The sequence below is a fragment of the Bartonella clarridgeiae ATCC 51734 genome, assembly GCF_000518185.1.
In the GTDB taxonomy this organism is placed as follows: Bacteria; Pseudomonadota; Alphaproteobacteria; order Rhizobiales; family Rhizobiaceae; genus Bartonella; species Bartonella clarridgeiae.
In genome coordinates, this window is record NZ_JADC01000009.1 from 326,422 (window position 1) to 339,686 (window position 13,265).

11 protein-coding genes are annotated in these 13,265 nt (G+C 35.5%); 10 read left to right on the forward strand and 1 reads right to left on the reverse strand.

From position 1 onward, the window contains the following. Positions 1–9: 9 nt before the first annotated feature. Positions 10–2,169, reverse strand: coding sequence for a transglycosylase domain-containing protein (locus T420_RS06850; protein WP_013544729.1), 2,160 nt, complete (start codon positions 2,167–2,169; stop codon positions 10–12). A gap of 331 nt (positions 2,170–2,500) precedes the next feature. On the opposite strand from T420_RS06850, the gene T420_RS0101855 reads away from it, so the two are divergent. The 10 genes from T420_RS0101855 (at position 2,501) to T420_RS0101910 (ending at position 13,234) form a co-directional block, all read left to right on the forward strand. Beyond that, the gene (locus T420_RS0101855; protein WP_026501090.1) at positions 2,501–2,737 is read left to right on the forward strand and encodes a hypothetical protein; all 237 of its coding nucleotides are present in this window, start codon (positions 2,501–2,503) and stop codon (positions 2,735–2,737) included. Between the two features lie 18 nt (positions 2,738–2,755). Beyond that, positions 2,756–3,424 carry a response regulator transcription factor gene (locus T420_RS0101860; protein ID WP_013544731.1) on the forward strand — a complete coding sequence of 223 codons (669 nt, stop codon included), beginning with the start codon at positions 2,756–2,758 and terminating at the stop codon, positions 3,422–3,424. Next, complete coding sequence (locus T420_RS0101865; protein ID WP_013544732.1) at positions 3,421–4,830, forward strand: sensor histidine kinase; 1,410 nt, start codon at positions 3,421–3,423, stop codon at positions 4,828–4,830. Before T420_RS0101860 ends, T420_RS0101865 begins: the two co-directional genes overlap by 4 nt. Positions 4,831–5,538: 708 nt before the next feature. Beyond that, on the forward strand, positions 5,539–6,318 hold the full coding sequence (locus T420_RS0101880; protein ID WP_026501091.1) for a cytochrome C biogenesis protein CycH: 780 nt from the start codon (positions 5,539–5,541) through the stop codon (positions 6,316–6,318). Between the two features lie 143 nt (positions 6,319–6,461). Next, on the forward strand, positions 6,462–6,959 hold the full coding sequence (ccmE, locus tag T420_RS0101885; protein WP_013544735.1) for a cytochrome c maturation protein CcmE: 498 nt from the start codon (positions 6,462–6,464) through the stop codon (positions 6,957–6,959). Beyond that, positions 6,949–8,934 (forward strand): heme lyase CcmF/NrfE family subunit, encoded by a 1,986-nt coding sequence (locus tag T420_RS0101890; RefSeq protein WP_026501092.1) that lies wholly within the window; start codon positions 6,949–6,951, stop codon positions 8,932–8,934. Before ccmE ends, T420_RS0101890 begins: the two co-directional genes overlap by 11 nt. Then, positions 8,931–9,362, forward strand: a complete 432-nt coding sequence (locus tag T420_RS0101895) for a cytochrome c-type biogenesis protein (RefSeq protein ID WP_013544737.1) — start codon at positions 8,931–8,933, stop codon at positions 9,360–9,362. Before T420_RS0101890 ends, T420_RS0101895 begins: the two co-directional genes overlap by 4 nt. A gap of 237 nt (positions 9,363–9,599) precedes the next feature. Next, complete coding sequence (locus tag T420_RS0101900; protein ID WP_423775981.1) at positions 9,600–11,081, forward strand: Do family serine endopeptidase; 1,482 nt, start codon at positions 9,600–9,602, stop codon at positions 11,079–11,081. A 78-nt stretch (positions 11,082–11,159) separates the two neighbouring features. Continuing rightward, a complete protein-coding gene (locus T420_RS0101905; RefSeq protein ID WP_013544740.1) occupies positions 11,160–11,846 on the forward strand; it encodes a response regulator transcription factor in 687 nt (228 codons plus the stop codon). Then, a complete protein-coding gene (locus T420_RS0101910) occupies positions 11,843–13,234 on the forward strand; it encodes a sensor histidine kinase (RefSeq protein WP_013544741.1) in 1,392 nt (463 codons plus the stop codon). The genes T420_RS0101905 and T420_RS0101910 overlap by 4 nt, the downstream gene beginning before the upstream one ends. Positions 13,235–13,265: the final 31 nt, after the last annotated feature.

Below are 13,265 nucleotides of genomic sequence, written 5' to 3' on the forward strand. Positions count from 1 at the left end.
GTAAAATATTCAAATTGCATCTGTTGAAGGAAAAATAGTTTTTGTATTTGATAAGGTCATATTTGGGAGCTTTTGTAAGTCTTTGTTGATAGAACGTATAGCGTTTAATGTTGCAGGTGAGAGTATTTGGGGCGATTTAGGAATGATATACGAATTATCATTAGAAGGATTAATTGGTAATTGATAAGGTAAAATGGAATTTTTGACACCATAAAGTGGTTGAAGAATTGTATTTTGATGTGCGTAGAGCATAATGCGATGCCATATCATGGCCGGAATAACGCCACCGAAAGCCCGATTCATAGATGAGAAATCATCATTCCCCATCCATACAGCACCGGTATAATTACCAGTGAAGCCGACAAACCAAGCATCACGATAGGCTTGTGATGTTCCAGTTTTCCCAGCAACAAGCGACATAGGTAGGGCTGCGCGTTTACCAGATCCTCGTGTTGTAACGCCAACCAGCATTTGATTCATATATGCAGCTGATTGTTCACTGATAACTTGATATGGTTTTTTACCATTGCGTGTCCAATCCCATATTACATGACCATCTATTGTGCTGATTCGCGTAAAACCATGGTGGTTTCCAGCTACGCCTCCATTCGCGAAGACATTGAAACCAATTGCTTGATCCATTGGTGTCATATTAGATGTGCCTAAAATCATGGTTTTGTGTGATAAAATATGAGAATTAATACCCATATTTTTAATCAAATTTCTGATTGGTTGAGTATCACGATTAAGATACTGGTAAGTAATATGGACAGGTACTGTGTTAATAGAAAAGGCTAAAGCAGTTGCTAAATCGACATTGCCAATATAACGGCCAGAATTATTTCTGGGTGACCAACCACCCCAGTTAATAGGCTTATCAGATACTATAGTACTGGGGGATAAACCACGTTCCATTGCAGTTGCATAAACGTATGGTTTGAATGAAGAACCAGGTTGTCGACCACCTTGTGTTGCTCTATTAAACTGACTTTTTTCGTAATCAACTCCTCCAACGATTGCACGTACAGCTCCGTTATTATCAAGAATAACAGTAGCTGCTTGTGTTGCATGATATTGTGGACCATATTGGTATAGATAATATTCGATTGCTTCTTCTGCTGCTCGTTGAATATTTGGATCAAGGGTGGTTTGAACAATTAAGGTATGACTTGGTAGTTGACTGCTGATTTGACGTATTTCATCAAATGCCCAATCAAGAAAATAATTAGGCTGACTGTTTTTAACTTTTGTAATAATTTTAGCAGGGTGGCGGTATGCCTTGATAATTTGGCTATCGGTCATAAAACCACTGTCAACAAGATTAGATAGGACCACATTTGCACGTGCTCGTGCAGCAAGTAAATTACTATGAGGAGCATATTTTGTTGGTGCTTTGAAAAGACCAGCTAATATAGCAGATTCCGCTAATGATATATTGCGTATATTTTTATCAAAATAAAATTTTGATGCTGCTGTAATACCGAAATTATTCCCTCCCATGTATACCCGTTCAAGATAAAGTTGCAAAATTTGTTTTTTTTTGAGGTTTGCTTCCAGCCATAGAGCAAGATAAGCTTCTTTAATTTTACGTGTTATGGTTCTTTCATGTGTTAAAAATAAATTTTTAGCGAGTTGTTGTGTGAGAGTTGAACCGCCTTGAACGATAATTTTAGCTTGTATATTTTGTGTAATTGCTCGTATAAGACCATAAAAATCAATGCCCCAATGATGGAAAAAACGACGGTCTTCTGTCGCAAGAACTGCTTTGATAAGATGATCAGGCATTTCTTCAACAGGCACAGATAGAGCTGGTAAAGCTCCACGATGTCCAATAGAATTTCCGTAGCGATCTAGAAAAAGAACAGAAAAATTCTTGGATGAATACCAATCTTTTTTTGTTAATTCAAAAACAGAAATACCAACGATGGTGAATAAAATAAAACCAATCAACCCCAATGTTAGTGTTTCATCGAGGATTTCAACGATATATCGTTTCCATCCTCGTACACGAAAACGTTGCGAAATAAGAGCTGTTTTATTCCAGAAACAATTGTGAGAAACACGGATATTGTAAAATGTCGTATCTAGCCATGCGTCTAATTCAATAAGTTCAGGACTATGGAATGATTTATTTTGTTGGATTTTCTTTTTTTTCAAAAAATCAAACATAAGAAGCCTATGATAAAGTAATATAACTAAAAAATCTGATAATAATTATATGGAGTATAAGAACTTTTTTGCTATAGGCATGGTATAAAGAGAATGTATTTTGGATTGTGATACTTAATGTATCTGAAATTTGTATTCAGTTTTTATATTTTTTTAAAGATTGTTTATTTGAATTTCAAAGGTCTTAAAAAAATGAACTTACAATTACTAAAATTTTAATATTGTGATACATATATTAAAATTATATTTTTCTTTATATAATTTTGATTTGAGAAATAAACTAATTCCTTTGTTCATTTTCTATTCAGCTAAAATAGCTTATAAGAAATTTATGATGAAAAAAGTTTTCTTTTTTGCGATGTTCATAAGTCTCATAGGTTTCGACTCTGTTTTAGCAGCTGATTGTGTTGAGGTAGGAAAAAAAATCGCTGTCCAACAGGGAGGAACGCTGACACGTTCAACGCCAAGTATTCGAGATGACAAAAATATGTGTGTAGTTGTGATTGTTATTCCTGCACATAATGGAAATAAATTGCGCCGTGTTGAGGTTGTTGTTGCTGCCGATTAACTTTTTACAGGTGTAATGATGCGTATTTTGATTGTTGAAGATGATCGTGATCTTAATCACCAGTTAGCAAAAGCGGTAAAAGATGCGGGATATGTTTCTGATAGCGCTTTTAATGGTGAAGATGGCTATTTTTTAGGAAGTACCGAGCCTTATGATGCTGTAATTCTTGATATTGGTTTGTCACGCATGGATGGGATTCAAGTTGTTGAAAGATGGCGTAAAGAGGGATATTCTATGCCTATTTTAATGTTAACAGCACGTGATCGTTGGTCTGATAAGGTACGTGGTATTGATGCAGGTGCTGATGATTATGTTGTTAAGCCATTCCACTTGGAGGAAGTAATGGCGCGGTTGCGTGCTTTAATTCGCCGTTCGGCGGGGCATGCAACAAACACGTTATCTTGTGGGGAGGTTTTATTAGATACTAAAACTTCTCGTGTTTTTGTTGATGGACAGTTAATTAAACTGACATCATATGAGTTTCGGCTTCTTGCTTATCTCATGCATCATTGTGATAAAGTAGTTTCAAGGACAGAGCTTATTGAGCACCTTTATGATCAGGATTTTAATAAAGATTCGAATACGATTGAAGTTTTTATAAGGCGGTTACGTAAAAAACTTGGTGTCGATTCGATTGAGACTGTTCGTGGGTTAGGATATAGAATAAAAGTGTCAGGTGACAAATGAGAGTTTTGAAGAATAGTAACCGGTTGAAACGGTTATTTTTTTTCATTGGAAAATCTCTTAGTTTACGTGTTATGATTTTATCAACATTGTGGGCTATTATTTCACTTTCATCTATTTCAGCAGTCAGTATTTTATTCTATCAGCGTTCAAGTGAACAAAGCTTAGAACGTATTCTTTCTTCTCAGCTTTATAGTCTCATTGCAGCTGTGACTGTTACATCTGAGGGATATTTGAGAGGAAAGCCTGAATTTGGTGATATTCGTTATTCAGATCCAACATCTGGATGGTATTGGGAGGTGTTTTCTGTATCACCTAATTTACATGGAAGATTGGTATCACGGTCATTAGGAACTAAAGAAATTTTTTCACCGAGTGATGCTGATATTCCTTTTAATAGCCAATTTTTTCGTTCTTATCGAATAAAGGGAATAGATGGCCAAAACCTAAAAGTTATTGAAAGTGATGTTGTTCTTGATAATCAAAATCGTGTTGCTCGTTTTCGCCTTATTGGAAATATTGATGAAGTATATTTACAGGTAAAAGAATTCGAACAAACTTTACAGTTTTTTTTATGGAGTTTTGGTATCGGCAGTGTTCTTATCAATTTAACTATTATTTTTTTTAGTTTTCAGCCATTAAAACGAATTCGACAAACATTGAATGATATTCGTGCAGGAAGGACTGATTATGTGAGTACTGATTTATTGAGTGAAGTCATGCCGTTGGCAGAAGAAATGAATGCTCTTATTAATAATAATCAGCGTATTATTGAACGATTTCGAACTCAGGTTGGTAATCTTGCTCATTCATTGAAGACGCCTTTATCAGTTATCATTAATGAAGTCGATAATATGACAGGAGAACAAGCTCTCTTATTGCGCGAGCAAACTAAAATAATGCATTCCCAAATAAATCATTATTTGCAGCGTGCTCGAATAGCAGCACAACGCGATAGCGTTGTTTATCACACACCTGTTAGGGAAACACTTGATCGTTTGGTGCGGGTTATGAAAAAGCTCAATCCTGATAAGCATATTCAATTTACCATGGATGTTGATGATATTATTTTTTCCGGTGAAAGGGAAGATCTAGAGGAAATTGTAGGTAATTTGATTGAGAATGCTGCTCAGTGGTCACGCACTAAAATTTTAATCCATTGTTTTTTAGAAGAAAGTTTTGAAGAAACAGCGTTCTTTAGTATTGTTATTGAAGATGATGGCCCTGGTTTAACAGAAGAGCAAATTGATGAAGCTTTAAAAAGAGGTCGACGGTTTGATGAAAGTAAACCAGGAACAGGATTAGGATTAGCAATTGTTTCAGATATGGTTAGTGAATATGATGGCAGTTTTTCTTTGTCACGTTCCGAACTAGGTGGATTATATACAAAAGTTGTATTACCAAGATGATAAATTATATTTTCTTTCTTGGTGGATATATCAAAGATGATATCCTGTGATAACGAAAATGATATTACGTACAATTTAGGGCAGAAGGACAAAGCATTTTATAGGCTAAGAGTCGCATCTGTATGTGATGAGGATGTAAATGAAAATTTTGTTTTTATGGTTTTATATATATCAGAAAAATTTATAATAGGTTTTATGATGTCATGATTTAGAAAATGATTTTTTATCATTATTTGGTATATTGTTGATATATTGATTGTGAGTTTATCATATTGTAGTCATAGTTGAAGTTAGATACAAGGAAACTTAGTTTAAAAAAGGTTAATTTCGGTAATAAGATTAATGGGATGGGGAAGGGCCTTTTTAGATCTTCTTTTACGCTATTATATTGAGAGATCGTTATAAGGTTTTGCAGGCAGAATATAATGAATGCATTAAATATGTGCTATGCTGGAAAAAGGTGCGCTGGGTATCTAAAAAAGGGTGTTTTTGGTGAAGTAATTGCAGGACAATTTTTCTAGGTTGATTCGCAAAATTGTCATTAGTATAGCCATTCTTTTACATTTGGTGATATATCGAAAACAGTTTATAATAGCGTGATGCTGCAATGCTGATGGAAGTTCGATGCCTCTATATATAAGTGCTACAGTTAATAAGAATCTGAAAGAAATTGGTTTTAGTTTTTTAATTTCCTGGTGTTAAAGTAATATGCTATTATTAATTCTGGGTGGATTTTTTGTTACTTTTTTGATAATTATTGTTTTTCTTTTTTTTAATTGTGGGACAAAGCAAGAGAAAGTTTTTTCTTTGAGTATTAATCAAAGCCAAAACTGTGAAAATGAAGCTAATTTTAAACATAATAATTTTGACAAAAAAAATATACGAAAGCTTTGTAAAAATTCCAAAATTTTTTGTGCACTTACAGTGTTGAGTCTTTTATTTATTTTCTTTGTAACATGCAGTGTTTATAGTCTGACGGGTAATCCAGGAGTGAAAAGTTATTTTTTTAGTGAATTGATGGGGAAGGATCCCAAGACATTAAATCGGTATGAAAGGCTTGTCCGTTTACAGGTTCTTTTTTTTCGTATGCCTTATGATGGGAATATAGCAGATGCATTGGCAGTAGGGTATCTTGAAGAAGGTCTTTTTCAGGAGGCTGTGAATACCTATTTAGATGCACTTCACTTAAATGGAGAAACAGCTCCAAGGTTGGTGGGGTATGGTCTAGCATTGGTTGGTTACGAAGGAGGAATAATTACGCAAGAAGCACAGGATGTTTTTCAAAAGGCAGTCAATTTAGCACCAAATGATTTTTATCCTCATTTACTTTTAGCGAATGCTTTTCATCAGGCAGGCCGATCTTCTCAAGCGATTCAGCTTTTACAAAATTTCCTTAATAAAATGCCTAAGGTTGTTAAAGGAAGATCGCGTGTTGAAGAAATGATTATTCAGTTACGTGGTGTCTCTGAAGAGCAAGATTTGGACTAATTTACAGTTACATAATCAGATGAGTTTATTCAGGGATGGTAAAAATATGTATAATAAGTTTTACTTATATATAAAGCTATTTCATTAGAAGATAGGGCATGTATACAACACGGATTGATGAAAATATTTTTCATGAGTAGGCTATGAGCAGTCCACCTTTAAAGGATTTTTCTTCACTTGAGCTTGTTTTAAGGAAGCGAAAAAAAAACCGACTGATCACGATTTTATTATGTCTTTTTGTTATTGCAATTGCGACGGGTTTTGTATTGTATGCGATCCGTAATACAGTGAATTTTTTTCGAATGCCATCTGAAATTACAAGGGAAGATATTTTAACAGGTCGTCCTTTACGTTTAGGTGGTTTTGTTAAAAAAGGAACTGTTGAATACAGTGGGAAGATGCAAGTTACATTTTTTGTGACTGATGGTTTAAAACATGAAAAGGTTGTTTTTACTGGCATATTACCTGATCTTTTTCGTGAAGGACAAGGTGTTATTGTGGAGGGATATTTCAACAAACAAAGACTTTTTATAGGGACGCGTATTTTGGCAAAACATGATGAGATTTATATGTCTAGAGAAATGGCTGATCGTGTGAACAAGTGTCAGAATATGAAGAGGCAATTCGATTGTGCTAGTTGAATTGGGTCATCTTTTTTTAGCTGCAGCATTTGCAGTTAGTTTGTTGCAGGCATTCTTACCAACATTTGGTGTTTTACAGCAAAAGCGTTTATTGATGCAATTGGCTGTGCCGCTAGCATATGTCATTTTTATATTATTGCTCTTATCTTTTTTGATTATTGTTTACGCTTATATTGTATCTGATTTTTCTGTTCTTAATGTTGTTGAGAATTCTCATTCAGAAAAGCCAATGCTTTATAAAATCGTTGGTGTGTGGGGTAACCATGAAGGATCAATGTTATTATGGGTTTTGCTTTTAGGTTTTTTTAGTATATTGATTGCATTGTTTTCTCAACAATTACCAGAACAGTTTAAAGCATTAGTTTTAGGTTGCCAAAGTTGGATCACAAGTGCTTTTCTTTTGTTTATTCTTTTTATATCTAATCCATTTATACGTGTTAATCCACCGGTATTGCAGGGAAAAGATCTTAATCCTGTTTTACAGGATATTTCTTTAGTAATTCATCCCCCACTTCTTTATTTGGGCTATGTTGGTTTTGCGGTCTGTTTTTCTTTTTCAATAGCTGCATTGATTATAGGATATGTTGACAAGGTTTGGGCGTATTGGATACGGCCATGGGTTTTGCTTGCATGGATTTTTTTGACAGTTGGTATCATGGTTGGGTCTTATTGGGCTTATTATGAATTAGGTTGGGGTGGTTATTGGTTTTGGGATCCGGTTGAAAATGTTTCATTAATGCCTTGGCTTTCAGGAACTGCCCTTTTACATTCAGTGATTATTTTTGAAAAACGAAATTTATTGAAAAGCTGGACCTTATTTTTAGCTATTATTACTTTTTCTCTTTCTCTTATGGGAACTTTTCTCGTTCGTTCCGGTATTTTAATGTCTATTCATAGTTTTGCTGTTGATCCAGCACGTGGGAAGGCAATTCTTGCTATTTTGTTTTTTTTCACGGGAGGAGCTCTTCTTCTTTTTGCTATACGTATGCCTATTTTGAAAAAAAGGGGATTTTTTCATCCAATTTCGCGTGAGGGTTTTATTATTTTAAATAATTTGTTTCTCACAACAGCAACAGCAACAGTTTTAATTGGTACACTTTATCCTTATTTTTTTGAGGCATTAACGGGACAAAAAATCTCTGTAGGTCCTGTTTTTTTTAATCTTACATTTGGACCTTTAATGATGATACTCTTGTTATTTGTTCCATTCGGTCCGATGATAGCTTGGAAACGTGGTGATTTTTTTGCAGTTTTCGAACGATTGTGGTGTGTATTTGCATTGGCTTGTATAGCCTGTTTTATAACATTTTATCTAGATTCTTTACGTGATATTTTTGCAGCTTTAGGCGTTGGACTTGCAGTTTTTGTTTTTTTGGGTGGTTTAGCTGATCTTTGGGGCAAGAGTGGTTATCACAAGGTTCCTTTTTTGGTGCGGGCTAAGAGATTTTTTAGGTTACCATTGTCTGTTTTTGGTGCTGCGTTGGCACATATGGGATTAGGAGTTACGTTATTTGGCATTATCTGTGTTGCAACTTTTGGGCAAGAACGTATTTTAATTATGCAAATAAGAGATACGGTTACGATAGCTGGTAAGACTATTTGTTTTGATGAAGTTCGTAATATTGCAGGTTCGAATTACTCCGCAATACAATTTGGTTTTAAAATATATGAGGACAAAAATTTGATAAGTAATATAATAGCATCGAAGCGTTTTTATTCAAGTCAAAATATATCAACGACGGAAGTTGGTATTCAAAGTCATGGTTTTTCCCAATTTTATATTGCTCCTGGTCGTATAAATGATCAAGGGCTTGTTGTGCATATATGGTGGAAACCTTACGTGATATGTATTTGGTTTGGTGCGTTCATGATGGCAGTAGGGGGTGGCTTTTCTCTTTTAAGTCATTGGGTGCGTGTGGGTCGGTTGCGATGGATAACTTTTGGCTTTAAAAATATTGTAAAGGGATCAAGATGAGGAGGCTTTTCTTTTGGACTTTTACATTCTTTGTTCTTATTTTTTCTATGCAATTGGTGAGAGGAGTAGAGCCAGATGAGATTTTAATGGATTCAGTACTCGAAGCGCGTGCTCGTGATATTTCATCATATTTGCGTTGTCCAGTTTGTCAAAATCAATCAATTGATGATTCAGATACTTCATCAGCACGTGATTTACGTCTTTTGGTTCGTGAACGCTTGAAAGCAGGTGATAATGACCAGCAGGTTATTAATTTTCTTGTTGAGCGATATGGTGAATTTATTTTACTAACGCCGCCATTTAATAAAATGACGTGGCTTTTATGGTTATCTCCTCTGATAATAATTATTATTGGTCTAGGTTTCATTTTATTTCGAATAAGGTGGATAAGCAGAAAGACATTCATTACTTTTGATGCTAATGAATAGAAGCTGTTCATAATGTTTTTGAAATTAAAATGAATATTGTGTGGAGAAAAGAAGAGCAAGGAATTTAAACTAATAGTTTAGATTTATCATCATCTGAATGTTATTTATCATCGACTTTACAAAACTTTAATAATTTAGACAGAAAACGGTAAGATTTACTGTTTTATTGTCAATTTCAATATGAGAAAATATTACTGAATAGGAGCATAAAAAATGGTCAAATCAAATTTTCGTACGATGTTAACGACAGTAAGCTGTTCTGTATTTTTAGCAAGTACGATGTTTTTTAGTGGATCAAATTTTTGGGTGACAACTACCAATGCAAATCCTGTATTTGTTCCTTCAGTACAGCAACAAGGGTTTGCAGATGTTGTATCTAAAGTAAAGCCAGCTGTTGTTTCAGTGCAAGTGAAGAGTAATGCTAAGAAAGAAGAACGGTTCTTTAGTAATTTTTTTAGTAGTCCAGGGATTGATCAGTTGCCAGATCAACATCCTTTGAAAAGATTTTTTAAAGATTTTTATAATCATACTCTCCCTAATAATAAGCCTTTAAATCGTTCCCGTAAATTTCGTCCTATAGCCTTTGGATCTGGTTTTTTTATCTCCTCTGATGGTTATATTGTTACCAATCATCATGTAATTGCCGATGGAACGAGCTATTCTATTATTCTTGATGACGGTGCAGAACTTGAGGCAAAACTTATTGGAGCAGATCCCCGAACTGATCTTGCGGTATTAAAAGTAAATGATAAACGAAAGTTTCCATATGTTGATTTTGCAGATGATTCAACAATTCATGTTGGTGATTGGGTTGTTGCTGTTGGGAATCCATTTGGCCTTGGTGGGACTGTAACAGCAGGTATTGTTTCTGCGCGTGGACGTGATATTGGTGCTGGTGTTTATGATGATTTTATTCAGATTGATGCTGCTGTTAATCGTGGTAATTCTGGTGGTCCGACTTTTAATCTTAATGGACAGGTTGTTGGAATTAATACAGCAATTTTTTCCCCTTCTGGCGGGAATGTGGGAATTGCTTTTGCTATTCCTTCGGCAACAGCGAAACAGGTTGTGAAACAACTTATGGAAAAAGGTTCCGTTCGGCGGGGTTGGATAGGTGTTCAAATTCAGCCTGTGACGAAAGAAATTTCTGATTCAATTGGTTTAAAAGAAGCTAAAGGTGCTTTAATTACTGATCCGCTCAAAGGGCCAGCAGCAAAGGCCGGTATTAAAGCAGGTGATGTAATTATTGCGGTCAATGGCGAAAAAATTAATGATGCACGTGATCTAGCAAAGCGTATTGCAAACACTACACCTGGAGAAACTGTTACTTTAGGAATCTGGAGATCTGGTAAAGAGGAAAGTATCAAGGTTAAGCTTGATACAATGCCAGCAGATGAAGGGAAGAGAGAGACATCAAAATATTCAAGCGAGCACGGTAATTTGGATGAAACATTGGAAGATTACGGTTTGATTGTAGCTCCTTCTGATGATGGTGTGGGATTGGTTGTAACTGACGTGGATTCGGATGCAGATGCAGCTGATAGAGGTATACGCTCTGGCGATGTTATCGTAACGGTTAATAATAGATCTGTCAAAAAGGCGTCTGATATTATTGATGCAATCAAGGATGCAAAAAAACTAGGACGAAATGCAATATTATTGCAAGTGCGTACAAATGATCAAAATCGTTTTATTGCTCTTCCAATTCTAAAAAAATAACGTTTATGAAAAGTAGAACAGAAACTTGCTAAGGTTTCTGTTCCATTAATCATTTAATAAATAATGGAGGTGCGTTTTATGAAAATACTCATTATCGAAGATGATCGTGAGACAGGGCGTTATCTCGAGAAAGCGTTTTTGGAAGCAGGACATGCAGCTGATATTGCTTATGATGGAGATACTGGTTATACTTTGGCCGAAACAATAGATTATGACGTGATGGTTGTTGATCGCATGCTTCCGCATCGTGATGGTCTTTCCATTGTTGCTGGGCTACGCGCAAAAGGCAACGAAACACCAGTTCTTATTCTTTCTGCTTTAAGTCAGGTTGACGATCGTATAACCGGTTTACGTGCAGGGGGAGATGATTATCTAACGAAACCTTATGCTTTTTCTGAACTTCTTGCGCGTGTTGAAGTTTTGCAACGACGAAAAAATCCTAAAGAAGCAGAAACTGTTTATTGTGTTGGCGACCTTGAGCTTGATCGGTTAGCGCATATAGTAAAACGTGGTGAAAAAAATATTGTATTGCAACCACGTGAATTTCGTTTGCTTGAATATTTAATGCGATATTCTGGTCAGGTTGTCACTCGTACAATGCTTTTGGAAAATGTTTGGGATTACCATTTTGATCCACAAACAAATGTTATTGATGTTCATATATCTCGTTTAAGAGCAAAAATTGAAAAAGATTTTGATGTTCCACTTTTGCATACAGTGCGTGGGGCGGGGTATATGCTGAAGGCACCAGACAAAAAAATATGAACCGTTTAATTAACATGATGCGCACGACTGCGCTGAGGCTTTCTGCACTCTATATTTTGCTTTTTGGGCTGGTTGCAGCGGGACTTTCTCTTTATATGACAGCATTCGCTATTTCATTACTGACAGACCAAACGGAACAGGCTTTACGTGAAGAATTAAGGAACATTGAAAGCGCTTATAATTATGGTGGGCTACCTTTATTAATGCGTACTATTGATTATCGTTCACGACAACCAGGTGCTTTTCTTTATCTTGTCACTGATCCAACGGGTCGTGTTTTAACAGGCAATGTTGCTCATATTGAACCTGGTCTCCTTCAGCATGATGGCTTTCTTTCTCATTCTTTTTTATATTCACGTTTTGGAGAAAATGGTCAAATAAATGAACTAAATAAACACCGTGCTTTAGCGGTTATTATCGATTTGCCCAATGCTATGAAGCTTCTTGTTGGACGAGATTTGGATGAGCCAGAACGTTTTGTGACAGTTATTCGTAAAGCTGTTATGATTGCTCTTGCAGCGATGGTTGGAGGTGCTTTATTAATATGGTTTTTTATTGGTAGGCGGGCTTTGCAAAGGATTGATCATGTAACAGCTGCATCACAGCGTTTGATGAATGGTGATTTTAGTGGACGTTTACCTGTCTCTGGTGCGGGTGATGAGTTCGATCGATTGTCAGCTAATCTTAATGTTATGTTAGATCGTATTGAAGAATTAAACACTGGTTTGCGCCAGGTATCAGATAATATTGCTCATGATCTTAAGACGCCGCTAACACGTCTCAGAAATCGTGCTGAAGAAGCACTTTTGGGGAAGAAAACAGAGTTTGAATATCGACAGGTTCTCGATGATGTTATTGCTGAATCGGATTATCTCATTCGTACTTTTAGTGCTATTTTAATGATTTCACGTATTGAAGCAGGTAGTTTAATTGAGAATCTTGAGATAATAAATATAAAATTGATTCTTGAAGATGCTGTTGAATTTTATGAGCCCTTTGCTGAAGAAGCTAGTGTTTTGCTTCGATTGGGACATATTTTTGATAAAAAGCTCAAGCTGAATCGTGAACTTATCACACAATCAATTTTTAATCTTATTGATAATGCAATCAAATATGCATCTATAGGTGAAAAGAAGGCAGAGGTTTTTTTGTCAATGGAATGTGATGGCGAACGTTTGTTAGTTGTGGTTAGTGATAATGGTCCAGGAATTGCAGAAGATAAACGTGAAAAAGTAACAGAACGGTTTGTCCGTCTTGAAGAAAGTCGCACACAACCTGGTTTTGGTATTGGTTTGAGTATAGCAAAAGCTGTTATGAAACTTCATGGAGGCGAATTGTTACTTGAAAACGCAAATCCAGGATTGAGAGCTGTTTTGTTGTTTCCTTAATATTGTTGTTACCTTATCATTTTTTAAAATG

Bases quoted from the DNA above. Each gene is read 5' to 3' on its own strand.
- T420_RS06850 (WP_013544729.1), bottom strand. From the start codon at position 2,169: ATGTTTGATTTTTTGAAAAAAAAGAAAATCCAACAAAATAAATCATTC.
- T420_RS0101855 (WP_026501090.1), top strand. From the start codon at position 2,501: ATGATGAAAAAAGTTTTCTTTTTTGCGATGTTCATAAGTCTCATAGGT.
- T420_RS0101860 (WP_013544731.1), top strand. From the start codon at position 2,756: ATGCGTATTTTGATTGTTGAAGATGATCGTGATCTTAATCACCAGTTA.
- T420_RS0101865 (WP_013544732.1), top strand. From the start codon at position 3,421: ATGAGAGTTTTGAAGAATAGTAACCGGTTGAAACGGTTATTTTTTTTC.
- T420_RS0101880 (WP_026501091.1), top strand. From the start codon at position 5,539: ATGCTATTATTAATTCTGGGTGGATTTTTTGTTACTTTTTTGATAATT.
- ccmE (WP_013544735.1), top strand. From the start codon at position 6,462: ATGAGCAGTCCACCTTTAAAGGATTTTTCTTCACTTGAGCTTGTTTTA.
- T420_RS0101895 (WP_013544737.1), top strand. From the start codon at position 8,931: ATGAGGAGGCTTTTCTTTTGGACTTTTACATTCTTTGTTCTTATTTTT.
- T420_RS0101900 (WP_423775981.1), top strand. From the start codon at position 9,600: ATGTTAACGACAGTAAGCTGTTCTGTATTTTTAGCAAGTACGATGTTT.
- T420_RS0101905 (WP_013544740.1), top strand. From the start codon at position 11,160: ATGAAAATACTCATTATCGAAGATGATCGTGAGACAGGGCGTTATCTC.
- T420_RS0101910 (WP_013544741.1), top strand. From the start codon at position 11,843: ATGAACCGTTTAATTAACATGATGCGCACGACTGCGCTGAGGCTTTCT.